The following is a 24913-nucleotide window of genomic DNA, read 5'->3' on the forward strand; positions in this document are numbered from 1 at the left end:
CCGCCGACAATCCTGCTGGGCGACGGTGAGCAGTGGTTACCATTACCCCCGGTAACACCTATCGAAGGAGCCGGTCCATGGCGTTCAACCCGGTCGGAGACACGCTCAAGCGGGTGGACAGGGTGCTCAAGAGCGCCGACACCGCACTCGCCAACGTCGACGCGACCCTCGGCACCGTCGACGAGAAGCTGGCCAGCGTGGACGGCACCCTCGCCGAGACCAAGGAGGTGCTCGGCGAGGTGAAGGGGCTGCTGACCGAGCTCAGCGAGGAGATCGAGCTGATCAAGCTAGTCCCTGACCTGCAGAAGAAGCTGGACGAGGTGTACGCCGCCGTGACCAAGAAGTGACCGGCGCGGGCTCGGCGGAATCGGCCGGAGTTTTCAGGCACCGCCCACTAGATTGCTTTCCGTGACGTCGATCGGCTCAACCAGCGCGAAGGTCCTCTCGCTGCTGCGTCGCGCGCTGCTCACGATCGTCGGTGTCCAGCTGGTGCTGGCGATCGGGCTGACGCTGGTCGACTCCTACCGCCGGCGCGGCAAGAAGCCCAAGCCGTTCCCTACCACCAAGCCGGCCACCGTCGACGTCGGCGGCGGCTCGATCACGACGTACACCTTCGGCATGGACCTGTACGACGACATGCTGGCCGCCATCGAGGGCGCCAAGAAGCAGGTCCTCTTCGAGACCTACATCTGGAAGGGCGACGAGATCGGCGAGCGATTCAAGGCCGCCCTGATCGCGGCGTCTGAGCGCGGCGTGGACGTCTACTGCATCTACGACGGCTTCGCCAACCTCGTCGTGCCGCCGTCGTTCAAACGGTTCCCGACCGGCCTGAAGGTGCTGCGCTACCCCATCTACAACGCCGGGCTGCGATTCTACGACCTGCGCCGCTACGGCCGCGACCACCGCAAGATCCTGGTCGTCGACGACGAGGTCGGCTTCGTGGGCGGCTACAACATCGGCTCGGCGTACGCGACCGAGTGGCGCGACACCCACGTCCGGATCACCGGGCCCGGTGTCTGGGATCTCAAGCGCGCCTTCGCCGACTTCTGGAACCTGCATCGGCGCAAGCGGTTCCGGACCAGCGAGCGGCCGCTGCTGCTGGAGACCGCGTCCACGTGGGAGCCGCGGATCCGGTTCCACCGCAACGTGCCGCGGCTGTGGATGTTCCCGATCCGGTCGATGTACCTCGAGGCGATCAACCGAGCCACCCAGAACGTCTGGATGACCCACGCCTACTTCATCCCCGACCAGGACTTCGTGGACGCGCTCAAGGAGGCGGCGACGCGCGGCGTCGACGTCCGCCTGCTCGTCCCGCACAAGTCCAACCACATCGTCGCCGACTGGATCTCCCGCGGGTACTTCGCGCAGCTGCTGGACGCGGGTGTGCGGATCTTCCGCTTCAAGGACGCGATGGTGCACGCCAAGACCTCGACCATCGACGGCAGCTGGACCACCGTCGGCACCGCCAACATCGACCGGCTCAGCCTGCAGGGCAACTACGAGATCAATGTGGAGATCATCGATGACCAGCTCGCCGACACCCTGGAGCGGATCTTCCGCACCGACCAGTCCAACTCGATGGAGCTGACCATCGGCGAGTGGGAGGCTCGCGACCTGCACCGCAAGTTCACCGAGGCCATCTTGGCCCCGCTACGGCCGCTGCTCTGATGCCCGGCTCCCACGTGCGCTCCCTCGACGGCAAGAAGGTCTTCGTCACCGGCGCGGCCAGCGGGATCGGCCGGGCCACAGCGCTCGCGGCCGCCCGCCAGCACGCGCACCTGTTCCTGACCGACGTGCAGACCGGCCTGCTCGCCGAGACCGTCGCCGAGATCGAGGCGGCCGGAGGCTCGGTGCCCTTCTCCCGTGCCCTCGACATCACCGACTTCGACGCGGTCCGCGCCCTCGCCGACGAGCTCACCGGTGAGTACGGCGCGATGGACGTGGTCATGAACATCGCCGGCATCTCGGCCTGGGGCAGCGTGCAGACGCTGACCCACCAGCACTGGCGGAGCCTGGTCGAGGTCAACCTGATGGGCCCGATCCACGTGATCGAGACACTGGTTCCGCCGATGATCGAGGCCGGCCGCGGCGGCCACCTGGTCAACGTGTCCTCGGCCGCCGGCATCATCGGGATGCCCTGGCACGCGGCGTACAGCGCCAGCAAGTTCGGGCTGCGCGGGGTCTCCGAGGTACTCCGCTTCGACCTCGCCCCGCACCGGATCGGGGTCAGCCTGGTCTGCCCCGGCGCGGTCGCCACCCCACTGACCGAGACCGTCGAGATCGCGGGCGTCGACAAGACCAGCAAGCGCTTCCGTCGGCTGCAGGCCGGGTTCCGGCGCGGCGCGGTCTCCCCCGAGCACGCCGCCGACGCGATCCTGACCGGGGTACGCCGGAACCGGTACTGGGTCTACACCTCCACCGACATCCGGCTGGTGCACCTGGTGCAGCGCTACCTGCCGCCGGTCTACTGGCTGCTGATGACCGGGTTCAACCGCGGCGCCAACCGCGCCCTCCCGGACGTCGCGGCAGCCGGGCGCCAGGTGAAGCAGTGACCGCGCGGCTCCCGGTAGGCGGTCGCCGCGAGGTCGGGCTGCCGATCTCGCTGTTCGCCCGGATCGCCGGCCGGGTGATGGGCACCAGCCCGCCAGCCGTCTTCCTGACCCTCGGCCACAATCGGCGGCTGTTCTGGGCCTGGCTGCACTTCGCCAGCCGGCTGATGCCGCGGGGCCGGCTGGCCCGCCGGGAGACCGAGCTGGTGATCGTCCGGGGCGCCGTACTGGCGGACTCGGCGTACGAGCTCACCCAGCATCTCCGGCTGGCCCGTCGCTCGGGCGTAACCGCGGCCGAGCTGGCGCAGGTCCAGTCCGAACCGGCCGGACACGCCTGGGGCGCGGAGTGGAGTGAGCGGGACCGGCTGCTGCTCCGGGTCACCGACGAGCTGTACGCCGACCGCGACCTCTCCGACGCCACCTGGGCCGCCCTGCGCGCCGAGTTCGACCCGGCCACAGTGGTCGAGGTGGTGATGCTGGTCGGCCACTACCAGATGCTGGCCACCACGCTGCACGCCCTGCGCGTCCAGCCGGACTCGCCCCGAGGCAGCAAGTCCGGTGGTTGAGCCCTGGGCGGTTTCACTAGGTACCTAGTGAAACTGTCCCACCCCACGCGAAGTTTCCAACGGGCTGGGACAGGTTCACTAGGTACCTAGTGAAACCGCCGCCTAGCGGTTCAGCGGCGGCGGTGCGTTCGCGCCGCCGCGGATCGGGTTGTCGGGCGGGCAGTGGCCGTCGGGGGTCGGCGGCTGGCGGTCGGTACTGGTGCCGGGCCGGACCGGGGTGCCGTACTTGCAGTACTTCTGACCCTGGATCCAGAGGTCGAGGTGCGCCCAGCCGTCCCAGAAGATCCGCGAGAAGCGCTCCACGCCGTACGGGAACGTCTTCAGCAGCTCGCGCAGGTGCGGCTCGCGCTGGTACAGGACGTCGGTCATGTCGACCAGCTGGTCCAGCGTCTTCGGCAGCACCGGCCGTAGGTCGGCCATCAGGATCGCCAGCTGGTCGAAGTCCTTCGGCGCGGTCCTCAGCAGCTCGTCGAAGTCGCCGTCGAACGAGCGGAGCCAGCGTGCCAGCACCGCCGCGCTCCGCGTCAGCTTGGCGAAGTCGAGGCGGTGACCGGCGAGCAGCTGGCCGACCACCTCGCCGTTCTCGAGCAGCGACAGCGTCGCCGGCCAGGAGTCCTCAAGCGACTGCGTCAGCAGGTCGGAGTTCGCCAGCAGCGACTCCAGGTCGCCGTCCGCGTCCCCCACCGCGGCCTCCAGCTCGTCCATGATCACCTGGACCTGCTCCTCGTCGACGCGGTCCAGCAGGCTGTCTACCTCGATCGCGGTCTGCGCCAGCGAGACGGGTACGTCGTCGGCCGAGCCGTTGATCTTGTCGCCATCGGCGAGATACGGACCGTCGGCCGACTCCGGCTGCAGGTCGAGGAACTGCTCGCCCACCGGGGACAGGCTGCGCACCTTCGCAGTGGTGTCCCGCGGCACCTCGACGTCGGCCGACAGCGCGACCGTGACGTCCACTCCCCCGCCCTCAGCGAGGTCCAGCTCGGTCACCTTGCCGACCCGGACGCCGCGGTAGGTGACGATCGAGCCCTTGAACAGCCCGCCGGTGGTCGACAGGTGCACCTGCACCTTGGCCGGGCGACCGGTCAGCGGCACCTCAAGCACCTGGGTCAGCATGTACGTCACGCCGATCAGGAAAGTGATCAGCAGCGCGATCGCACTGAGCAGTGAGCGGTTGATCCCGAACATCGAGGGTCACCGACCCTTCTCGGCGGCAGCGGCCTGCTGCCGGCCCTGCTGGCGGTTCGTCGGCACCAGGTCCCCCAGCACCGGCAGGCCCGGTACCTGCAGGATGCTGAGCAGGTTCCCGACCGCGCGCAGGTTGATGTAGTCGGTCGGCACCGCGTTGTCGACCTGGCCGATGAACCGGTTGGCCAGCCCGAGGTTGCCTTCCAGGCTGCCGTCGATCTCGAACAGCTTGTCCACGAGCGGGCCCACCTGGTCCACGACCTTCACCAGGTCGTTGCGGGTACGGCGGACCACCCGGTCGGTGGAGCGCGCCATGCTGCTGGTGCGCCGCAGCAGCTTCGCCAGCTCGTCGGTGTTGTCGGTCAGCGTCTTGGCCGCGGGCCGGATCTGCCGGAGCGCCTTGTTGATGGTGTTCTTACGCGCGGCCAGGGTCTTGGACACCGACGACAGCGCGGACAGCACCCGGTCGATCTCGCGGGTGCTGGTGAGCGCGTTCTTGAGGAACAGGTCGGTCTGGGTCAGCAGGCCCCTGGTGGCTCCGACCCGGCCCGACAGCGCGGTGTTCAGCTCGTCGACGATCGTCTGCACCTGGCCCAGGCTGCCGCCGTTGATCAGCAGCGACGCCGACGCCAGCGTGTCCTCCACCGTGACCGCGGTCTCCGCATCCGGCGCCTGTACGACGTTGCCGTCGGCGAGCGAGGCCCCGCCCTCGGCCGGGTGCACCTCGACGAACAGCTCGCCGAGCGCGGTGGTGTAGCGGAGCCGGAACAGGCTGCCCTTCGGGATCTTGGTGTCGTCGTCGATCGCCAGGTCGACCCGGGCGGTGTAGTCGTCGGCGCGGATGGCGGTCACCTCGCCGACCTTCACACCACCGATCTTCACCGGTGCGCCGTGGGTGAGGTTGAGCGCGTCGTCGAAGACCGCGGTCACCTTGTAGGCATCCCCAGGTGTGTCGGTCGGGCCGGTGCCCGGCACCTGCACCGAGCAGGCGCTCAGCAGCACCGCCAGGACGGCGGCGAGCAGCGAGCCCAGCCTCAGCCAGCGTGGCGTCATAGCAGCCCTCCGGTCAGCGCATCCAGCAGCGCGGCCAGGTCCGGCGACGTACCGAGCTGGGCACAGATGTCGGGCAGCAGCTCACAGATCGGCTCGGTGATCGGCTGGATCGGTGAGATGTACTGCAAGGGCAGCTTCGAGTTCAGCCGGTTGGTCTCCGGGTTGACGGCGTCGCCGATGTTCTTCACCGTCAGCGGCAGCACCTCGAGGGTCTCCTCCAGGTCGGCCTGGTGGGTGAGCAGCCGATCGGCCAGCCGGCCGACGCCGACGGTGGTGCTGCGAATCTCCTTGCGGTTGTCGCGCACGAACCTCGCGAGCGTGCGGAGCGCCTTCTGCAGCGCCTTCAGGGAGCGGCCGAAGTTCTGGCTCTCGTCGGCGAACAGGTCGGTGGTGTCGGTGATGCTGGTGATGAACTCGTCGACGACCGTCTTGTTGGTGGCCAGCAGCGTGACCAGGGCATCCAGGTCGTCGACGGTGCCGGTGATCTCGCCGCGGTTGTCGGCGAGGCCCTCGGCCGCGATCGTCAGGTTGTCGATGGTGTCGTTGATGTCCGCGCCGCGGCCGCGGAGGTTGGTCGCGCCGGCCTCGAGCAGGCGACGCAGCGTGGCCGCCTCGCCGTCCTCGCCCTTCAGGCCCTTGGTGATGTCGGCCAGCGTCGCCAGCGCCTCGTCGAACTCGACCGGGGCACGGGTCCGGTCCAGCGGGATGGTGGCGCCCGACTTCATCCGCGGGCCCTCGGCGTACACCGGGGTCAGCTCGATGTACCGGTCGGTCGCAACCGAGCGGGCGACCACCACGGCGCCGGCCGAGGCCGGGATGCTGATGTCGCCGTCCACCTTGAGCTCGACCTTGACCACCTCGCCGGCCGGCTCGATCGAGGTGATCTCGCCGACTGGTACACCGAGCACCCCGACGTCGTTGCCGACGAACAGGCCGGCGGAGTCCCGGAACTCCGCGGTGATCTTCGTGTCGCCGCCGCCGAGCGGCGTACACCCGTTGGTGAGCAGCAGGGTCACGCCCAGGACCAGGCCGAGCAGCACCCGCCGGCCGCGCTCCGCACCGGCTGTCGTGGTCGCGTCAGTCGCGTCAGGCGCCGTCATTGACACGCTCCTGTCGTGATGCAGGTGAGGTTGTCCGGGAGCAGGCCGGGCGCGTACAGGCTCGCCCATGGGCCGCTGCCGGTGGAGTTCGCGAAGTAGCGAGCCGCGAGCTTGAACGAGGTGATCGTCTTCTGCAGTGACCTGTCGTGCTTCTTCAGCGTCGTGAGCGTGTTGTCCAGGTCCTTCAGCAGCGGGCCGACGTCGCCCTTGATGTCATCCATCAGCCCGTTGACCTGGGTGCTGAGCAGGTTCAGGTCCTTCAGCAGCGAGCGGATCGTGACCCGCCGGGCGCGGAGGGTGTCGAAGACCAGGTCGGCCTGCTTCATCAGGGTCAGGATGTCGCCGCCGCTGCTGGTCAGCTGCCGGGTGACGGTGCGGGCGGCCCGGAGCAGCTCGCCGAGGTCATCGGAGCGGGTGGCCATCACCTGCGAGAGCTTCTGTACGCCGCTCAGCGCCGGCCCGAGCTCGCCACCGGTCGCCTCGAAGGTGCTGGCGATCTGGGCCAGTGAGCGTTCGATCAGCTTGATGTCGAACTCCTGCACCAGCGGTGTGCCCTCGTCGAGCACCGCCTGCAGGTCGAACGGCACCTTGGTCTGGTCCAGCGGCACGTTGTTGCCGGCCAGCTCGCCGCCGCCGTCCGGGAACACCTGGAGATAGTGGGTGCCCAGCAGGGTCGCGACCTTCACCTCGACCCGGGTTTCCTTGCCGAGCTTGATGTCGTCGTCGACGGTGAAGGTCACCTTCACCTTGCGTCCTTCGAGCTTGATGCCCTTGACCTCGCCGACGCCGACGCCGGCCACCTGCACCTCCTCGCCGGAGCGCAGGCCGGCGACGTGGCGCAGCTCGGCGGTGTAGGTCTTGGCGCCGACCGACAGGAACGACAGGGCGCCGACCACACCGATCAGCATCGCCAGGGCGCCGATGCCGAGCAGCCCGATCCGGTACCGGTCCTTCAGTGAGTACTTCATCGGCACGCCCCCGAGTGAGCCGCGCCCTCGGGACTGAGCCAGATCTCGCCGCCCGCGACGTCGACCCCGAGCTCGCAGACGTAGACGTTCGCGAACCCGCCGTACCCCATCGCCCGGGAGAAGGCCTCCAGCAGCAGGGGCAGCTTGCCGATCATCACGCCGAACTCCTCCTGGCCGCGGGTGAACGTGGAGTTCAACCGGCGCAGGCTCTTGATGTCCTTGGCGATCGGGGTCCGGGTGCGGTCGAGCAGGCCGGCGGTGCTCTCCAGCAGGCCGCCGATGTTGTCGATCGACGACGCGAAGGTCTTGCGCTCCTTGGCGAGCCCGGTCACCAGCTTCTTCAGCTGCACCACCGCGGCGTCGAACTCGCCGGAGTTGGCGTCCAGGTTGCGCAGCACCGGTGTCAGGTTGGTCAGCACCTCGGAGAACACCTCATCCTTCGAGGCGAGGTACGTCGTCGCCCGGGCGGTCTGCCGCAGCAGCGACTCGACCGTGCCCGACTCGCCCTGGAGCACCGCGATCAGGTTCGCTGCGAGCTTGTTGACCTCGGCCGGCTCGATCACGTTGAACAGCGGCTCGAAGCCGTTGAGCAGCGCGGTCAGGTCGAACCCGGCGTCGGTCATCGACGCGGGGATCTCGGTGCCCGGCGTGAGCCGGTTGCCGCGGTCCTTCCCCGCGGTCAGCGCGAGGTACCGCTGCCCGAGGAGGTTCTGGTAGCGCAGCGAGACCTGCGTCTTCTCGTAGACGTGCTGGTCCTCCAGCAGCGTGAAGGTCACCAGTGCCTGGTCGTTGTCGACGACCTCGATCTTCTCGACCCGGCCGACCTTGACCCCGGCGACCCGGACGTCGTCGCCGGACCGCAGCCCGGCGACGGCGGTGAAGCGAGCCGTCCAGGTCCGCTTGTCGCCCGGGACGGTGTTGCTCATCGTGGTCCAGAGCACGCCGAACAGCAGCACCGCGATGGTGGCGAACAGCGTGAACTTGACGAGGGTGGCGCGGAGTCCGGTCATCAGCAATTCCGTCCTCGGTAGCCGCCGTAACTCGGGCAGTCCCCGGCGGTGTACGGGCGCCAGCCGTCCAGCTTGACGTTCACGTCGACCCGTGCGAACGGGCCGTGGGACAGCGCCGCGCCCATCTTCACCGCGAGCACCGAGAAGGAGTTGATGCCGTCGACCAGACCCTGGCGTCCGTCGTAGAAGGTGTCGACCACGACCGCGGTCCGCATCAGCGCTGCGACCAGCCCTTCCTCGGAGGCGGTCAGCGTCTGCTCGGTCTGGCTCAGCGCGTCCTCGCCACCGGTCATCAGTTTCTGGAAGTTCTGCTCCTGCTCGATCAGCGTCGTGGTCACGACCATGGCGTCCTCGGTGGCCCGGAAGAGGTCGGGTGCGTTCTGCTGGAACGACTCCAGGTTGGTGGCCAGCAGCTCGACGTTGCGTCGTACCAGCGGCATGGCGGGGTTGAGCTTGCGGAGATAGGCCTCCAGCCGCTCGATGGTCTGGCCGAGCTTCTCGCCGTTGCCGTCAAGGGCCGCGGAGATCCCGTTCAGCATCCGCGAGATCCGGGCCGGGCCGAGCGAGCCGATGACTCGGTCCAGCCCGTCCAGGACCGTCTGCATCTCCAGCGTCTCCATGCTGGCGTCCTGCGGGATCTCTTGGCCGGCGCGAATGGTGCCGTTGGGCTTGCCGGCCGGGACCAGGTCGACGAACGAGATCCCGAAGACGCTCGCCGGCAGGATCCGGGCCTTCACGTTGCCGGGTACGTCGTCGGCGAAGGCCTCGTCCAGCTTGACCTTCAGGCGTACGCCGCGCGCGGCCGGGTCGCCGTCGGCGGCCTGGAGCGAGGTCACCTCGCCGACGGTGACGCCGTCGTACTTCACGGCGCCGCCCTCGACCAGCGACCCGCCGGCATCGTCGACCAGCACGTCCACGTCGACGGTGTCGACAAGGGCGCCGCGGCCGATCGAGACCAGAATCGCGACGATCACGCCGATCACGGCCAGCGCGATCAGGCCACGCGCGGCGAGGATCTCTTTGGACGTGTCGCGGTGGTCGCGGAAGAGGCTGCTCTTTCCCTTGCTCATCCCGACACCCTGACTCCCGGGTCGTGGCCCCAGAACGCGATGGTGAGCAGCATGTCGACGACCACCACCGCCACGATGCTCGCGCGGATCGCGCGGCCGGTGGCCTCGCCGACACCCTGCGGTCCGCCCGAGGCGTTGTAGCCGTACCAGCAGTGGATGACGGCCACCAGGATCGCGAACACGACCACCTTGATCACCGAGTAGATCAGGTCCTTGCCGGAGATGAACACGGCGAAGTAGTGCTCGTAGGTGCCTGGCGACTGCCCGAACAGAATCGTGACCGCGGCCTGGGACGCGATCCACGAACCGATCAGCCCGATCAGGTAGAGCGGGACGATCGCGAGCATCGCGGCGATCACGCGGGTGGTCACCAGGTAGCGCAGCGGGTGCACGGCCATGACGGCGAGCGCGTCGATCTCCTCATGGAGCCGCATCGATCCCAGCTGGGCGGTGAACCGACAGCCGACCTGCGCGGCCAGCGCCAGCGCCGCCACCAGCGGCGCAATCTCGCGGGTGTTCACGCTCGCGGACACGAATCCCGTCAGCGGAGAAAGGCCGACCAGCTCCAGGCCGGAGAAGCCCTCGATGCCGAGCGACGTACCGGCCGACACGGCCAGCAACGCCATCACGCCGATGGTGCCGCCGCCGACCAGGATCGCTCCCGAGCCGAAGCTGATGTCGGCGAGCTGCCGGAACACCTCGGCCCGGTAGTTGGTCATCGTGTACCGGATCGAGGTCAGGATCTTGACCAGGAAGGTGCCGGCATCGCCCAGCTTCGCCAAGCTGTCGGTCGCGCTGCGGAGCTGGTTGTTCATCGGCCCTCTCCTCACGCGATCTGCTGGGGCACGAGCAGGACATAGGCCTGCGTGAGCCCGACGTTGACGATGGCGAGCAGGATGACGGTGAGCACGACCGCCTCGTTGACGGCGTCGGCCACCCCCTTCGGACCACCCTTGGCGGAGAGTCCCTTATGGGCGGCCACGATGGTGGCGATGAAGCCGAAGATCGCCGCCTTCAGCTCGGCGAGCAGCAGGTCGGACGGCTGGGCGAACGACACGAACGAGCCGATGTAGGTGCCGGAGCTGACGTTGCCGCCGTACACGTTGATCATGAAGCCGGAGCCGATCGCGGTCACCGCGACGACCACGTTGAGCATCAGCGCCACCACGACCGCGGCGAACAACCTCGGCGAGACCAGCCGGTTGATCGGGTTGATGCCCATCACCCGCAGGGCGTCGACCTCTTCCCGGATCTGGCGCGCGCCTAAGTCGGAGGTGATCGCAGAGCCGACCGCTCCGGCGATCATCAGCGAGGTCACCAGTGGCGCACCCTGACGGAGTACGCCGACGCCGTTGACCGCGCCGCTGAACGAGTCGGCGCCGATCTGCTGAGCCACGCCGCCGACCTGCACCGACACGATCACACCGAACGGGATCGCCACCAGGATCGTGGGCAGCAGCGAGACCCGGGTCATGAACCAGGCCTGCAGCAGGAACTCCGACCAGGAGAACCTGCGCGCGATGATGTCGGCAGTACCGGAGCGGACCGCCTCGATCGACATCAGCACCATGTCACCGCTGGTGACGATGCCGTCGTTCATCCGGCCGCGGAGGTCCGAGATGACGGCGCTCATGAGGCACGCTCCCTGACTTGAGCCAGCGGCGGCACCATCACGCCGCTGAAGGCGAGTGCCTTGCTGAGGTCGCCGGCAACGGTGAGCTTGCCACGCAGGGTGCCCTCGACCGGCTGTAGCGCGCCGGTGACCAGACGCAGGAAATCGTGGCCGTCGCAGGTGATCGTGGCGTCGAGCGGACCGTCGTACCGACCCCTGACGACTGTGCAGGCGCCGGCCTCGATGATCGCCGCGAACCGGTCGACCTCGTCGGACGGGCCGGTCAGCCGGAAGCCGACCGCGAGCCGGTCGGCCGGCCCGAGGCTCGGCCGGTAGTAGTCCGGGAGCTGGCGGCAGATCTCGCGGAGCACGACCGGGCGGAAGTCGCCACGCATCAGCCGGCGCAGGTGGGAGGGCTCGGCCTGCCGGAGCGCCTCGGCGACGTCGACCGGGTCGAGCGCGCTGGCGCCGACACCTGGCGCGGCCTCGCCGGGGACCCGGAACACCCGGCCCAGCCCGAGCACGAGCAGCGGGTCGCCGTCGAGCTCGACCTCTCCGCGGAGGTACTCCAGGGCCGCGTTGCGCTGGCCGGCGATCATCCGGATGAAGCAGAGCATGGTGGTGCTGAGGACGACATCGGCACGGTCGGCCGGCTCCGGGTCGCTGACCAGCCGCACCCGGCCGCCACCGAACGCCAGCGCGCGGCGCTCGACCAGGGCACCGTCGTGGCTGAGGTCGAACCGGACCACGCCAACGGCCTCGTCCAAGCGCTCGGGTACGGCGTACTCGTGGAGGCGGCCGAGGATGCCTTCGACCGCGGCGGGCCGCACCTCCGGTCGACCGATGAGCTGGTCGAGCTCGGCGTCGGGGGTCTCGTTCACGGCGATCACGAGGAGCACGGGGTCGACGTCGGCGAAGAACCGCTGGGCCTCGTCGGCGGTCGCCGTACGCAGCGTCTCGTAGAGCGCACTCATCGATCGACCCCTCCCAAGGTCCGGCCTCCTTGGAGGTGTAACGCGGTGTTGCGCTATCGGTTACGTCACAGTTTGGCGCCGGCTGTCCGGGCCGGAAGATGGGTCCGCGGTGACATCCGCGGCCCGCGCCGCGGGCGGCGCAATCCGGACATGCCGACCAGCGCCTGCACCCGGTGCCGATGCGGCCGCCACGGCTCCAGCAGCTCGGCGAGGCCGTCGTCGTCGATCTCCTCGCCGAGCAGCGCCCAGCCGATGTCCTTGGCGATGTGATAGTCGCCGAAGCTCACCGCGTCGGCGTCGCCGTGGGCGCGGAACCGCACCTCGGCGCTGGTCCACTGCCCGACGCCGGTCACGGACCGGAGCCGCCGGTCGGTCTCGTCGTGGTCGAGACTCGTCGTGCGCTCGAGCGACTCGGCCAGCCGGGCGGCGGTCACGATGGTGCGGGAGCGGGCCGGGTCGATGTGCAGCCGCAGCCACTCCCAGGACGGGACCATCCGCAGCTGGTGCGGGGTCGGCTGCACCATGAGCCGGCGCTCGGCGCCCGGGCCGGGTGCGTGCTCGCCGTACTGCCTGACCAGGTTGCGGAAGCCGGCGAACGCCTCCTGCCCGGTCACCTTCTGCTCAATGATCGCGGGCAGCAGCGCCTCCATGACTCGACCGGACCTGCCGAGCCGCCAGTGCGGATGCCGCCGCCACGCCTCCTTGACCACCGGGTGCGTTGGCTCGAAGCCGCTCGGGTCATCCTCGGCACCCAGCAGAGCCGGCAGGCTGTCCAGCACCCAGGCGGCGCCGTCGCCCCAGGCGCGTGCGTGAACCTCGCCGAGGTCGGGCTTGCTGCGGACCACGAGCGTGGCCGCGCCGTCCGGTGTCCGGATTCCCCGCCAGTGCCGGCCGGCGTCGTCGATGCGGTACGTCGGGTCCCCCGGGCCGCGGCGGTGCGTGCTCAGGATCTGGCCGACCGGACACGGCCATTCCGGCCGCCACACCCGCTCGATCGCCGTCACCGCCTCACGGTATCCCGCGACGGCGGCGGATCTCGGCCCGAAGGGCGGTTAGGGCAGTGGCAAGGACAAGGAATGCCGCGACTCCACCGAGGAAGATCAGCCACGAGTTGTCCGTCGGCACCGGCCAGCCGAACATATTCAGTCCGTCGCTCGGCGGATAGGAGTCGTCGCCCTGCGTTGGCCCCAGGATCGCCCACGTGACCAGCGCAGCCGCGAACGCGACCAGGAGGTCCCCCAGGTGAAGGTCAGGCATGTCTCCACCATCGCACCCGGGAGGTCTCTAGGACCGAGAAATGTCGGTCGTCGGCGACACAATGGCGGTGTGCTGCTGGAAGAAGTCGTCTCCGCGTCAGCGACGGTCGCGGCCACCCGGTCCCGCAAGGCCAAGGTGGCCGCCCTCGCCGAGGCGCTGCGCGCCGCCGCGCCGGAGGAGATCGAGACCGTGACCGCCTACCTGTCCGGATCGCTGCGGCAGCGGCGTACCGGCCTCGGCTGGCGTGGGTTGGGTGCGCTCCCTCCCCCGGCCGAGGCGCCGACCCTCACCGTCACTGGTGTCCACGAGGCGTTCGACCGGATCAGCGTGCTGGCCGGCCCCGGTTCGCAGGCGGCCCGCGCGGCCGAGGTGGCGTCGCTCTTCGGCGCGGCCACTGCCGACGAGCAGCGCTGGCTGGGCGGTGTGGTCGCCGGCGGGGTCCGGCAGGGCGCACTTGACGCATTGGTGCAGGAGGCGGTGGCCGAGGCGGCTGGGCTGCCACTCGCGTCGGTACGCCGGGCGGCGATGCTGGCCGGAGCCACCGGTCCCGTCGCGGTCGCGGCGCTGACCCGCGGCGAGGCGGCGCTGGCGGAGTACCAGCTCGAGGTGGGCCGACCGGTGCTGCCGATGCTGGCCTCGTCGGCCGGCAGTGTTGCCGAGGCGATGGCCAAGGCCGGCGGCGGCGAGGTGGCACTCGACTACAAGCTCGACGGGATCCGGCTGCAGGTCCACAAGCAGGGCGACCAGGTCCTGGCGGTGACGCGCAGCCTGGATGACATCACCCACCGGTTGCCCGAGGTGGTCGAGATCGTCCGCGCGCTGCCCGCGGAGAGCCTGGTCCTCGACGGTGAGGCGCTCGCCCTCGACGACGGCGGCCGGCCGCGGCCGTTCCAGGAGACTGCCTCGCGGACGGCGCAGGGCGGCGGCGTCGCGGTCACGCCGTACTTCTTCGACCTGCTGGCCCTCGACGGCGAGGATCTGCTCGACCGGCCGGGACGCGAGCGGATCGCACGCCTGGAGGCACTGGTGCCCGAGCGGCACCGGGTGCCGCGGCTGGTCACCTCCGACGTCACCGAGGCCCAGGCGTTCTACGACGACGCCTGCCGCAACGGTCAGGAGGGCGTGGTGATCAAGAACCTCGATGCGCCGTACGACGCCGGCCGCCGTGGCGCCTCCTGGGTGAAGGTCAAGCCGGTGCACACCGTCGACCTGGTCGTGCTGGCCGTCGAGGAGGGCAGCGGCCGCCGCCGCGGCTGGCTCTCCAACATCTGGCTCGGCGCCCGCGACCCGGAGACCGGCGGCTTCGTGATGCTCGGCAAGACGTTCAAGGGCATGACCGACGAGATGCTCGCCTGGCAGACCAAGCGGTTCACCGAGCTCGAGACCCACCGCGACGGCCATGTCGTCCACGTCCGCCCCGAGCAGGTCGTCGAGATCGCCTACGCCGGCGTCCAGCGCTCCACCCGGTACCCCGGCGGCATCGCGCTGCGCTTCGCCCGCGTCGTGCGCTACCGCGACGACAAGCGCCCGGACGAGGCCGACACGATCGACTCCGTGCAGCCGTACCTACCCGGCGGCTAGCGCGGCAACATCTCGTGCGATCTGGGCGAGTTGTTCGCCGGGCTCCATACCGAGGTCGGCAGTCACTCGCCAGCCGTGGTTAGTCCAGCCAGCGCGGTCATGCCGAAGGGTCACCGTAAGGCGCACGCGACCGTGCTCGTGCCGCGCCTCGAGGCGCAGGTCACCCTCGATTGACTCCCACGACCGCGCGTCCAGCCAGCCGCGCCAGGCGTCGGCCATCCCGCCGAAGAAGTCGGCCAAGTCTTGAAAGCCCGTCGTGTAGTTGTTCACCACGGACCGGGTAGCAGTCACCCCCTCGACCTCAAGCGTTGCCACGAGAACTTCCGGTGCTCCGACTCCTGGCTCGGGCACCAACTGGAGGCACTCGGTCGCATTACCTATTCGCACGGTGGGCATGAACTGCATCTTCGCGAAATCATTCCGCGCTCACGACGCGATTCGGTTTCCTTCGCTTCGTTCCCTGCACGATCACAGCCCTCCACAGGGATCCACCCATGACCGGTCGTAGGTCGGTTCGGCCGTTCGACCGAGCCGCCGTCGGGCAAGGCGTCTTTGTACGGACATACCCGTACGTACAAAGGCGGGTTCGACGCTCGGAGCCTTCCGGGCCGATGCCAACTCTCGGCAGGCCGCCGGCGATTCTGAACGATTCCGTTCCCTGCGCCACTCGTGGTGACCGAAACGTACAGAATCGTGCCGGTTTTGCGGCCAGATGACGGCGGCACGACAGGACCTATGTGACACGGATGATGTAAACGACAGTTGCAGCATCCGTACACTTAGCCGCATGACGGCAGACGCCACGGCCGAGTCCACCACTCCGCGGGACGGACGGCGCAGCGCCGCCGCCGCGCGGCGCCGGATCCGCGAGCGAGAGATCCTCGACGCGACCCGACGCCTCTTCGACGAGCGCGGCGTCCGCGACGCGCAGATCGAGGACATCGCGCGTGCGGTCGGGATCAACCGGGCGATCGTCTATCGCCACTTCAGCGGCAAGGAGGAGCTGTTCGCGCTGGCGGTGGTCGACTACCTCAGCGAGCTCGAGACTCGGCTGCGCGCGGTGGACGCCACCGGCACGGCCAGCGACCGGCTGACCGGCGTCGTGGACGCGTTCATGGACTTCGGGATGGAGTTCCCGGCGTTCGTCGACTGTGTGCAGACGCTGATGCGCCGGCCCGGGCCGGAGCTGCTGGAGGAGATCAGCGAGAGTGCGCTGTTCCGGCTCGGCCGCGGCATGGCCGCCTGCCTGGGCCTGGTGACCGCGGTGATCCAGGACGGCATCGACTCCGGTGAGTTCGAGCCCGGCAATGCCGACGTCCGAGCCAACATCCTCTACGCCAGCGGCCTCGGTGCGCTTCAGCTCGCCCGGATCGGCATGGTCGTCAAGGAGGCCGCGCCCGGCGTACCCACGATCATCCCGCTGTCGGTCGACGAGGTCCGGCAGTACGCCGTCGCGTCAGCCCTCGCGCTCGCCAGAAGCTAGGTTGCCTGCCACCCGCCGGTGCGCCTCCCAGATCTCCTCCGGCAGGTCGTCGAACTGACCGAGATGCTGCTCCCGGAAGCCCATCTCCTGACGCCAGCGCTCGGTGTCGATGGTCAGGATCCGGTCCAGGTCGGCCAGCGCCTGCTCGCCCAGCCCGTCGAGGTTGAGCTCCTCCCTTGCCGGGATGACACCCACCGCGGTCTCGACGCCCTGCACCTCGCCGTTCTTCAGCTGCATCAGCCACAGCAGCGGACGCAGGTTCTCGCGGTAGCCGGGCCACAGGAAGTGGCCGTCGCCGCCGTCCCGCTGGAACCAGTTCACGTGGGCGAAGATCGGCTTCTCGGTCGCCGCGCCGATCACCTTCAGCCAGTGTGCGGCGTAGTCCGCCTCGGGGTAGGACATGAACGGCCGCATCGACATCGGGTCGTAGCGCAGCACGCCCTCGAGCCCGTCGGCGGCCGCGGTGGCCTCGGCGCCGAGGGTGAGCCCGTCGTACACGCCCTCGGCGATGTCGGTGATCGCACGGATCAGCGGCTCGCGGTCACGGGTACGGCCGCCGAAGATGATGCCGTCGATGGGTACGCCGACCGGGTCCTCGAAGTCGCTCGCGACGTTCGGCACGTTGGCGAGCGTGGTGGTGAACCGGCTGTTCGGATGCGCCCACGGCTCACCGGCCTGCTCGGCCGACCGGTCCGCGATCGGTTCGCCCTTCCAGTCCAGCCAGCCTTCGACATCGGCCGGCGGCTCGGGCGTGCGGCCCTCCCACCAGACCTCGCGGGTCTTCTCGTTGTAGGCGACGTTGGTGAAGATTGCTCCGGCGCCCGGCACGATCGAGTCGATTGCGGTCGGGTTGGTCTTCTCGTTGGTGTCCTTGGCGACACCGAAGACGCCGTTCTCCGGGTTCATGCCGTAGAGCCGGCCGTCGTCACCGACCCACAGCCACGCGATGTCGTCGCCGTAGAACTCGACGTAGTAGCGCTCGCCCAGGGCGTCGGGGGCCAGGGTCATCGCCAGGTTGGTCTTACCGGAGGCCGACGGGAAGCCGCCGCAGATGTGGTACTTCCTGCCGGTCTCCCTGTCCACGATCCCGAGCAGCATGAACTGCTCGACCAGGAAGCCGTTCTTCCAGCCGTCGTACGAGCCCTGCCGTAGGCCGTGGGCGATCTTGCCGAGCAGCGCATTGCCGCCGTACGACGACCCGAAGTGCAGGATGGTCCGCTCGTCGGCCACGGTCACGAAGTAGCGCGCGTCGTCCGGCGTGCCCTGACCGAGGTTCTCCAGGTCACCGGTCACGTGCACCGCGCGCACGAAGGAGTCGCCCAGGTCGTTGACGAACTCGACGCCGGTGCGCGCCATCCGGTTCATCTGGAGTACGACGTTGCGGTTGTCGGTGAGCTCGACCCCCGCGGCGTACCGCTCCAGCGGCGAGCCCTTAGGCGCCATCAGGTACGGAATGACGTACATCGTCTTGCCGGCCGAGGCGCCGCGCATCAGGCCCTCGAGCTTCGGCTTCATCTCCGCGGCCGGGCACCAGTTGTTGTAGACGCCCTGGTCGCTCTCACTGCTGGTGGCGACGATGGTCCGCTCCTCGGAGCGGGCGGTGTCCTTGTGGTAGCTGCGGGAGTAGTAGAGGCCGTCGCCGGCAGGCAGCAGCTCACCGGCCTCGAGCGACTCCTCGATCAGGCGCGCGTCGTCAGCCGCCCCGACCACCTCGACCCGGGCTGCGCCCGTGATGCCCGCCCAGTGTCGGACGTAGTCCCGCACATGGGTGTTGGTGAGTCCGGCTTCGTCCAGTACCGCGTCTACGTCGCTCATCCGAATCGTCCTCTCGCTTCCGCCGAGGCCGGCGCCAGTTGATCGTGTGTACCCACGAAACTGACGCCGACTCGTCGTCGGGTCAACCCGGGTCCGGAGTTAGGGACGTTCGATGATCGCGGTGACGCCCTGGCCGCCCGCCGCGCACACGGAGATGACCGCCCGGCCCTTGCCGTTCTCGGCGAGCAGCTTGGCGGTGTTGGCCAGGATCCGGGCGCCGGTCGCGGCGAACGGGTGGCCGGCCGCGAGCGAGGAGCCCTTGACGTTGAGCTTGGCCCGGTCGATGGAGCCGAGCGGGGCGTCCAGGCCGAGCCGCTCCTTGCAGAAGATCGGGTCCTCCCACGCCTTGAGCGTGGACAGCACCTGGGAGGCGAACGCCTCATGGATCTCGTAGAAGTCGAAGTCCTGCAGCTGGGCGTCGTTGCGCTGCAGCATCCGGGCCATGGCATACGCCGGCGCCATCAGCAGGCCCTCCCCCCCGTGCACGAAGTCGACCGCGGCGGTCTCGTAGTCGGAGATGTAGGCCAGCACCGGCAGGCCCTTCTCCTTCGCCCACTCCTCCGACGCGAGCAGCACCGTCGAGGCGCCATCGGTCAGCGGGGTCGAGTTGGCGGCCGTCATCGTCGCGGCCTCGCCCTTGCCGAACACCGGCTTGAGCTTCGCGAGCTTCTCCAGCGAGGAGTCGGCGCGCAGGTTCTGGTCGCGGTCGATGCCACGGAACGGCGAGATCAGATCGTCCTGCCAGCCGGCGTCGTACGACGCGGCGAGGTTCTGGTGGGAGGCGACGGCCAGCTCGTCCTGCGCCTCGCGGGTGATCTGCCACTCCAGGGTCGTCAGCGCCTGGTGCTCACCCATGGACAGGCCGGTGCGCGGCTCGCCGTTCTGCGGGATCGCCAGCGAGATGTCGCCGGGCCGGATCTTGGCCAGCGCGGCGAGACGGCCCTTGGTGTCGCGCGCGGAGTTGACCGCGATCAGCTTCTTGCGCAGCTTGTCGCCGACCGCCAGTGGCGCGTCCGACGTGGTGTCGGCGCCGCCGGCGATGCCGACCTCGATCTGGCCGAGGGCGATCTTGTTGGCGACCTGGATCGCGGCCTGCAGGCCGGTGCCGCACGCCTGCTGGATGTCGGTGGCCGGGGTCTCGGGCGACAGCTTCGAGCCGAGGACGACCTCGCGGGCGAGGTTGAAGTCGCGCGAGTGCTTGAGTACGGCGCCGGCGACGAACTCGCCGAGCCGCTCACCCTCGAGCCCGTAGCGGGCGACCAGGCCGTCGAGCGCGGCGGTCAGCATCTCCTGGTTGGAGGCGGTCGAGTAGACGGTGTTCGAGCGCGCGAACGGGATCCGGTTACCACCGATGATCGCCACGCGACGGGTCTTGGCCTGCATCTGCGAACTCCTGTTGCCTGTCTGGTGCTGCTGTCTGGTTTAGTCGGTTCTGTGCTGTTCAACGTCTCGGTGTGCCCATCCTTGCGCTTCGGAGGCGCCCGGGGAACGCTGTGAGTGCCAGATCACGAAATGTGGACTCAGAGTTACACATCTAGTTACATACTCGCGCAGGCACTCTCCGTCTGTGCAACCAGGGTTTATCGATCCGGAGGAAGTCACCAGCAATGAGCGACCGTTACCAGGGCTTCGTGCAGTCACCGCTCGGAAAGCTGTTCGTCAAGAACCTCGGCCTGCCGAACCCGGTCGAGCTCGACCGCTGGACCGAGGGCGCGCCCCTTGTCACCGGCACCGTGCTCGTCGGCGGTGCCGGCCGGCTCGCCGACCGGCTGCCGGTCGTGCTGAAGGACCTCGGCATCGAGACCGCGGCCGCCGCGACAGAGGGCGCCCGGTTCAAGGGTCTGGTCTTCGACGCCACCGGGATCACCTCCACCGACCAGCTGATCCAGCTGCAGGAGTTCTTCACGCCGGTGATGCGCAGCCTCGAATCCTGCTCCCGGATTGTGGTTCTCGGTACGACGCCGACCGCGGCCGCCTCCGCCGAGGAGCGCGTCGCCCAGCGCGCGCTCGAGGGCTTCACACGCTCGCTCGGCAAGGAGATCGGGCGCGGCGGCACCAGTCAGCTCGTCTACGTCACCCCCGGCGCCGACGACGCGCTCGCTTCGACCCTCGCGTTCTTCCTGTCGCCGAAGTCGGCGTACGTCTCCGGCCAGGTGGTCCGGATCGGCGCGGTCGGCGGCAAGAAGGCCGGCGAGGTGGCCGACTGGGACAAGCCGCTGACCGGCAAGATCGCGCTGGTCACCGGCGCCAGCCGTGGCATCGGCGAGCAGATCGCGCGGGTGCTGCACCGTGACGGCGCCACGGTCGTCGGTGTCGACGTACCGCAGGCCGCGAGCGAGCTGCAGTCGGTGATGAAGGAGCTGGACGGCGACTACCTGACCCTCGACATCACCGCCAAGGACGCCCCGCAGCGGATCGCCCACGAGCTCAAGACGCGGCACGGCGGCGTCGACATCGTGGTCCACAACGCCGGCATCACCCGCGACAAGAAGCTCGCGAACATGGCCGAGGACCGCTGGGCATCCGTGATCGCGGTCAACCTGACCGCGCCGGAGCGGATCACCCGCGAGCTGCTCGACCAGAAGGTGATCAACGACAACGGCCGGATCATCGGTGTCGCCTCGATCGCGGGCATCGCCGGCAACGTCGGCCAGACCAACTACGCCGCCTCAAAGGCGGGCGTCATCGGCCTGGTCGACTCGCTCGCCGGCGAGCTGAAGAAGGGCGTGACGATCAACGCTGTCGCGCCCGGCTTCATCGAGACCAAGATGACCGCCGCCGTCCCGTTCGCGACTCGCGAGGTGGGACGCCGCCTCAACTCGATGTCGCAGGGTGGACTGCCGGTCGACGTCGCCGAGACCATCGCCTGGTTCGCCAGCCCGGCCTCGACCGCCGTCAACGGCAACGTTGTCCGGGTCTGCGGCCAGATGATGCTGGGCGCCTGACGTGGAGGCTGCGATGGAGCCGAAGACTCTCGACGGCGGCGCCGGCGTCGGCACCCTGCTGAAGGCCGCGCTGCCGGCACTGCCCGGCGTGGGCCGGCTGCCCGGCGTACGCAAGAACCCGAAGGAGGACCCGAGAAAGCTGTCGTACCGGCGCGAGGTCGCCGTCGACCGGGGCCATGTCGAGAAGTACGCCGCGGTGTGCGGCTTCCCGGTCAAGGACAACGTGCCGCTCCCCTACCCGCACATGCTGGCGTTCCCGCTGCACATGGCGATCATGACCGACCCGGGCTTCCCGTTCCCGGCCATCGGGACCGTGCACCTGGAGAACTCGATCACCGGACTCCGGCCGATCGGCGTCGACGAGACGCTGACCGTCACCACCCGGGTCGCGAACCCGCGCAAGCACGCCAAGGGCCCCACCCTCGACTTCGTGACCGAGGTGGTCTCCGGCGACGAGCCGGTGTGGCGGAGCACCTCGACCTACCTCCGCCTCGGCAAGGGCTCGGCCGACGCCGGCAGCGGTACGGCGTTCCAGGACGTGCCGCCGAGCGGCACGGTGTGGAAGCTGCCCGGCGACCTCGGACGTCGGTACGCCGCGGTGTCCGGCGACTACAACCCGATCCACCTCTACCCGCTGACCGCAAAGGCTCTCGGCTTCAAGCGGCAGATCGCGCACGGCATGTGGACCAAGGCGCGCTGCATCGCGCAGCTGGAGAACCGGCTGCCCGACGCGGTGACCGTCGAGGTCGCGTTCAAGAAGCCGGTGTTCCTGCCGAGCACGGTGGCGTTCGGGTCGCGGCCGGCCGGCGAGGGCTTCGAGTTCTCGCTGACCAGCCCGAAGTCCGGCGCCCCCCACCTCCTCGGCCGCACCCTCAAGCCCTAGCAAACGGATAGTCCAGAACGTTCGGCATCATCTGGTGGCCAAAAGTGATGTCAAACGTTCTGGACTATCGCGGATTCGCGCTACTTGCGGTGGCGGATGAGGCCCTCCTGGGCGACGGTGGCGACGAGGGTGCCGTCCTGGGTGAACACCCGGGCCAGCGCCAGGCCGCGGCCGCCGCCGGCGGACGGTGAGGTCTGGTCGTAGAGCCACCACTCGTCGGCACGGAACGGCCGGTGGAACCAGATTGTGTGGTCCAGCGACGCCGCCTGGATCTCCGGGCTGGACAGGTTCACGCCGTGCGGGGTGAGCGTCGAGCCGAGCAGGGTCATGTCGCTGGCGTAGGTGAACGCCGCCTGCTGTAGCAGCGGGTCGTCGCCGAGGGCACCGGCCACCCGGATCCAGAGCCGCGACTGCGCGACCCGGCCCGGGTCGGGCTCCAGGCCGCGGTGGGTGTTGCCGACGTAGCGGACGTCGAGCGCTGCCCACTCCCGCTCCCAGGTGCCGTCCGGATCGGAGTCGCGGGCTCGGAACAGCTTCGCTAGGTCCAGCCCCTCCTCGGGCGCGATCACCTCGGGCATCTCGTCCTGGTGCTCGTAGCCCTCCTCGGCGCGCTGGAGGTTCACGGTCATCGCGTAGATCGGCCGGCCGTGCTGGCGGGCGAGCACCCGGCGGGTGGCGAAGGAGCGGCCGTCGCGTACCGACTCCACGTCGTACACGATCGGTACGGCGGTGTCACCGGGCAGCAGGAAGTAGGAGTGCAGCGAGTGCACGGCGTAGCCGGGGTCGGCAGTGCGCTGGCCGGCGATCAGAGCCTGCGCCGCGACCTGGCCGCCGAACACCCGCTGCAGCGAGGTGTCGGGCTGACGGCCGCGGAACAGGTTGACGTCGATGGTCTCGAGATCGAGAAGCTCGACCAGCTCTTCGGCTGACGCGGGCATGGGTGCCTCTTTCGGTGAAACGCGCCTGACAACGCGTGGAAGGAACTACTGCGGCTGCGGGGGGTTGTCCGGGCCGTCGAGCCCGGCCAGGAACCGCTCGAACTGCGCGCCGATCTCCTCGCCGGTGGGCAGCGGCTGGTCCTCGGCGAGCAGGTTTGAGCCCGCCTCCTCGGCGCGGTGGAACGCGTCGTACTGCCGCTCCAGGCCCTCGACGACGGTGCGCACCTCGTCGTTGTCGGCGAGGTAACGAGCCACCTCGGCCTCGGTCTCCTCGGCCGCGGTCCGCAGGGAGCCCAGGTCGAACATCAGCGCCGTGGCCCGCTCGAGCTCCTCCAGCAGGGCGACGGCGGCACGCGGGTACTCCATCTGCGCGAGGTAGTGCGGGATGTGGGCGACGAAGCCCATCGCGTCGTGCTGCCACTGGCCGAGCCGCAGCTCGAGCAGCGACTGGGCGCTCGACGGCACCCGGAGCTCGCCCTGGAACCGCCGATCGGGACGGACCACTAGGCCCGGGTTGTTGGCGTGCGGGGTGACCGAGATCGGCCGGGTGTGGGGCACGCCCATCGGCACCGAGCCGAGCGAGACCACGCGGGTGACCTCGAACCTCTCGACGACGGTGCGGACCGCGCGCGCGAACGCCTCCCAGTAGGTGTCCGGCTCGGGACCACGCAGCAGCAGGTACGGCGTGCCCGCGCTGTCGTGCTGGAGCCGGACCACTAGGCTGGGCGCGTCGTACTGCTCGTAGTGGTCACGCACGAAGCTCAGCGGTGGCCGGCGGGCGCGGTAGTCGTAGAACGCGTCGACCTCGAAGGTAGCGACGACCGGACCGGTGTCGATACCGAGCAGGTGCTCCGCCGCAGTCTGGGCGGCGTTGCCGGCGTCGAGGAACCCGTCGAGCACGACCACCAGCACCGGCGACTCGAGGTCATCCAGACCCGGGTCGTCGACGATGTGGACGAAGTTGGACGGCTGAACCACCAAGACACCTCACTGTCGGTTGCGCTCCCTCCACGATAGGGGCCCCCGGTCAACACCTTCCGCACCGCACCGCATTCCGGAGCGAAGCAACTTCCGGCGCGGTAACTGCGTCACACTGATGTCGGGTCACGAGGGCCCGGCGCTCGAATCGAAACGAACGTTGGAGACACCGTGTTCAAGCCACTCGCCGCCGTCATAGTCGCGGCCATCACCGCACTCACGCTGGGCGTCACCCTCGCGCCCGCGCAAGCATCTGCACCGGCGTCTGCATCGGCCCCCGCACAGGCCTCCGCACAGGCGTCCGCGTCTGCCGGCATCAAGAGGGCCCAGAAGCGGCTCAACACGCTGCGCTGCAGCGCCGGGCCAGTGGACGGCAGCTTCGGCACCTGGACCAAGTCGGCCGTCATCCGGTTCCAGTCCCGGCATGGGTTCGCCCAGAACGGCCGGCTCGACCGGGTCACCGTCAACCGCCTGTACTCAACGAAGGCCCGTCGCTGCAACGTGCGTCCGGTGCCGTCCGGCACCGGGACCGGCCGCCGGATCGTGCTCGCCCGTAAGCAGAACTGGCTCTGGCTGGTCCGCGCGGACGGCACCGTCGCGGCCCAGGGTGGCGTGGTCGACAACCCGAACATGCCGCCGGGCACCTACCGCACCGGCTCCTACTGCGGCCGCGCCGCTCGGATCAAGCTGAACCGCGACAACTCCAAGACGCTCTGGCTCGACAACTTCGTCCGCTGGGCGCCGTGCGGCTTCGGCTTCCACGGGATCCCGCGCTACATCTCGAACGGCGCGCCAATCCACGCCGACTACATCCTCGGCACCAACCTCAATGAGTCGCACGGCTGCGTCCGGATGAGCAAGGCGCTGTCGCAGCGGGTCTGGGACTTCACCGAGAGGGCCACCAAGGTCGTGCTGAAGGGCTGACCCAACGGCACACGGCAGGCGA

Annotated in this window: 25 protein-coding genes; 9 read left to right on the top strand and 16 right to left on the bottom strand. The window is 69.3% G+C overall.

All coding sequences use genetic code 11. The features are described from left to right. Positions 1-77 precede the first annotated feature (77 nt). The 4 genes from DDV73_RS05395 to DDV73_RS05410 all read left to right on the top strand — a co-directional run bounded on the left by DDV73_RS05395 (position 78) and on the right by DDV73_RS05410 (position 3115). Entirely contained in the window at positions 78-347 is a 270-nt protein-coding gene (locus DDV73_RS05395; RefSeq protein WP_109506207.1) for a hypothetical protein, read from the top strand. Positions 348-408: 61 nt separating this feature from the next. Next, positions 409-1668 carry a phospholipase D-like domain-containing protein gene (locus tag DDV73_RS05400; protein WP_240617134.1) on the top strand — a complete coding sequence of 420 codons (1260 nt, stop codon included), beginning with the start codon at positions 409-411 and terminating at the stop codon, positions 1666-1668. Further along, on the top strand, positions 1668-2552 hold the full coding sequence (locus tag DDV73_RS05405) for an SDR family oxidoreductase (RefSeq protein ID WP_109506208.1): 885 nt from the start codon (positions 1668-1670) through the stop codon (positions 2550-2552). The genes DDV73_RS05400 and DDV73_RS05405 overlap by 1 nt, the downstream gene beginning before the upstream one ends. After that, complete coding sequence (locus tag DDV73_RS05410; protein WP_240617135.1) at positions 2549-3115, top strand: carboxymuconolactone decarboxylase family protein; 567 nt, start codon at positions 2549-2551, stop codon at positions 3113-3115. Before DDV73_RS05405 ends, DDV73_RS05410 begins: the two co-directional genes overlap by 4 nt. A 102-nt stretch (positions 3116-3217) precedes the next feature. Here DDV73_RS05410 and DDV73_RS05415 read toward each other — a convergent pair whose 3' ends face one another. The 11 genes from DDV73_RS05415 to DDV73_RS05465 all read right to left on the bottom strand — a co-directional run bounded on the left by DDV73_RS05415 (position 3218) and on the right by DDV73_RS05465 (position 13344). Then, positions 3218-4300 (bottom strand): MCE family protein, encoded by a 1083-nt coding sequence (locus DDV73_RS05415; protein WP_109506209.1) that lies wholly within the window; start codon positions 4298-4300, stop codon positions 3218-3220. A gap of 6 nt (positions 4301-4306) precedes the next feature. After that, positions 4307-5353, bottom strand: coding sequence for an MCE family protein (locus DDV73_RS05420; protein WP_109506210.1), 1047 nt, complete (start codon positions 5351-5353; stop codon positions 4307-4309). After that, positions 5350-6453 (bottom strand): MCE family protein, encoded by a 1104-nt coding sequence (locus tag DDV73_RS05425; protein WP_161962290.1) that lies wholly within the window; start codon positions 6451-6453, stop codon positions 5350-5352. The genes DDV73_RS05420 and DDV73_RS05425 overlap by 4 nt, the downstream gene beginning before the upstream one ends. Beyond that, the gene (locus DDV73_RS05430) at positions 6450-7421 is read right to left on the bottom strand and encodes an MCE family protein (protein WP_154402617.1); all 972 of its coding nucleotides are present in this window, start codon (positions 7419-7421) and stop codon (positions 6450-6452) included. Before DDV73_RS05430 ends, DDV73_RS05425 begins: the two co-directional genes overlap by 4 nt. Further along, on the bottom strand, positions 7418-8431 hold the full coding sequence (locus tag DDV73_RS05435; protein WP_109506213.1) for an MCE family protein: 1014 nt from the start codon (positions 8429-8431) through the stop codon (positions 7418-7420). The genes DDV73_RS05430 and DDV73_RS05435 overlap by 4 nt, the downstream gene beginning before the upstream one ends. Then, a complete protein-coding gene (locus DDV73_RS05440) occupies positions 8431-9501 on the bottom strand; it encodes an MCE family protein (RefSeq protein WP_109506214.1) in 1071 nt (356 codons plus the stop codon). Before DDV73_RS05440 ends, DDV73_RS05435 begins: the two co-directional genes overlap by 1 nt. Then, positions 9498-10316, bottom strand: coding sequence for an MlaE family ABC transporter permease (locus DDV73_RS05445; RefSeq protein ID WP_109506215.1), 819 nt, complete (start codon positions 10314-10316; stop codon positions 9498-9500). The genes DDV73_RS05440 and DDV73_RS05445 overlap by 4 nt, the downstream gene beginning before the upstream one ends. Positions 10317-10327: 11 nt before the next feature. Further along, positions 10328-11134: an MlaE family ABC transporter permease gene (locus DDV73_RS05450; RefSeq protein WP_109506216.1), complete on the bottom strand. Its 807-nt coding sequence runs from the start codon at positions 11132-11134 to the stop codon at positions 10328-10330. After that, positions 11131-12087 (bottom strand): SCP2 sterol-binding domain-containing protein, encoded by a 957-nt coding sequence (locus DDV73_RS05455; protein WP_109506217.1) that lies wholly within the window; start codon positions 12085-12087, stop codon positions 11131-11133. Before DDV73_RS05455 ends, DDV73_RS05450 begins: the two co-directional genes overlap by 4 nt. A 65-nt stretch (positions 12088-12152) precedes the next feature. Next, complete coding sequence (locus DDV73_RS05460; RefSeq protein WP_109506218.1) at positions 12153-13091, bottom strand: DNA-3-methyladenine glycosylase family protein; 939 nt, start codon at positions 13089-13091, stop codon at positions 12153-12155. A 4-nt stretch (positions 13092-13095) separates the two neighbouring features. After that, positions 13096-13344: a hypothetical protein gene (locus tag DDV73_RS05465; protein ID WP_109506219.1), complete on the bottom strand. Its 249-nt coding sequence runs from the start codon at positions 13342-13344 to the stop codon at positions 13096-13098. Between the two features lie 69 nt (positions 13345-13413). Between DDV73_RS05465 and DDV73_RS05470 the strand changes: the two genes are divergently transcribed. Beyond that, entirely contained in the window at positions 13414-14925 is a 1512-nt protein-coding gene (locus DDV73_RS05470) for an ATP-dependent DNA ligase (RefSeq protein WP_109506220.1), read from the top strand. Here DDV73_RS05470 and DDV73_RS05475 read toward each other — a convergent pair. Further along, on the bottom strand, positions 14911-15330 hold the full coding sequence (locus DDV73_RS05475; RefSeq protein WP_338066381.1) for a DUF6228 family protein: 420 nt from the start codon (positions 15328-15330) through the stop codon (positions 14911-14913). The genes DDV73_RS05470 and DDV73_RS05475 overlap by 15 nt on opposite strands. A 382-nt stretch (positions 15331-15712) precedes the next feature. Between DDV73_RS05475 and DDV73_RS05480 the strand changes: the two genes are divergently transcribed. Continuing rightward, positions 15713-16408 (top strand): TetR/AcrR family transcriptional regulator, encoded by a 696-nt coding sequence (locus DDV73_RS05480; protein ID WP_109506221.1) that lies wholly within the window; start codon positions 15713-15715, stop codon positions 16406-16408. Here DDV73_RS05480 and DDV73_RS05485 read toward each other — a convergent pair. Continuing rightward, positions 16382-18223 (bottom strand): phosphoenolpyruvate carboxykinase (GTP), encoded by a 1842-nt coding sequence (locus DDV73_RS05485; RefSeq protein ID WP_109506222.1) that lies wholly within the window; start codon positions 18221-18223, stop codon positions 16382-16384. The two genes, DDV73_RS05480 and DDV73_RS05485, sit on opposite strands and share 27 nt — an antisense overlap. A 99-nt stretch (positions 18224-18322) precedes the next feature. Beyond that, the gene (locus DDV73_RS05490; RefSeq protein ID WP_109506223.1) at positions 18323-19606 is read right to left on the bottom strand and encodes an acetyl-CoA C-acetyltransferase; all 1284 of its coding nucleotides are present in this window, start codon (positions 19604-19606) and stop codon (positions 18323-18325) included. 224 nt (positions 19607-19830) lie between these two features. Between DDV73_RS05490 and DDV73_RS05495 the strand changes: the two genes are divergently transcribed. Continuing rightward, positions 19831-21168, top strand: a complete 1338-nt coding sequence (locus tag DDV73_RS05495) for a 3-oxoacyl-ACP reductase (protein ID WP_109506224.1) — start codon at positions 19831-19833, stop codon at positions 21166-21168. Between the two features lie 13 nt (positions 21169-21181). Then, entirely contained in the window at positions 21182-22051 is an 870-nt protein-coding gene (locus DDV73_RS05500) for a MaoC family dehydratase (protein ID WP_109506401.1), read from the top strand. A gap of 80 nt (positions 22052-22131) precedes the next feature. Here the strand turns inward: DDV73_RS05500 and DDV73_RS05505 are convergent, their stop codons facing one another. Next, positions 22132-22989 (bottom strand): acyl-CoA thioesterase, encoded by an 858-nt coding sequence (locus DDV73_RS05505; RefSeq protein ID WP_109506225.1) that lies wholly within the window; start codon positions 22987-22989, stop codon positions 22132-22134. 45 nt (positions 22990-23034) lie between these two features. Then, positions 23035-23967, bottom strand: coding sequence for a proteasome assembly chaperone family protein (locus tag DDV73_RS05510; protein WP_109506226.1), 933 nt, complete (start codon positions 23965-23967; stop codon positions 23035-23037). Between the two features lie 171 nt (positions 23968-24138). Here DDV73_RS05510 and DDV73_RS05515 point away from each other — a divergent pair, with 171 nt between their 5' ends. Continuing rightward, on the top strand, positions 24139-24891 hold the full coding sequence (locus DDV73_RS05515) for a L,D-transpeptidase family protein (protein WP_240617136.1): 753 nt from the start codon (positions 24139-24141) through the stop codon (positions 24889-24891). Positions 24892-24913: the final 22 nt, after the last annotated feature.

The organism is Nocardioides speluncae, assembly GCF_003121585.1.
GTDB classification, from domain to species: Bacteria; Actinomycetota; Actinomycetes; order Propionibacteriales; family Nocardioidaceae; genus Nocardioides; species Nocardioides speluncae.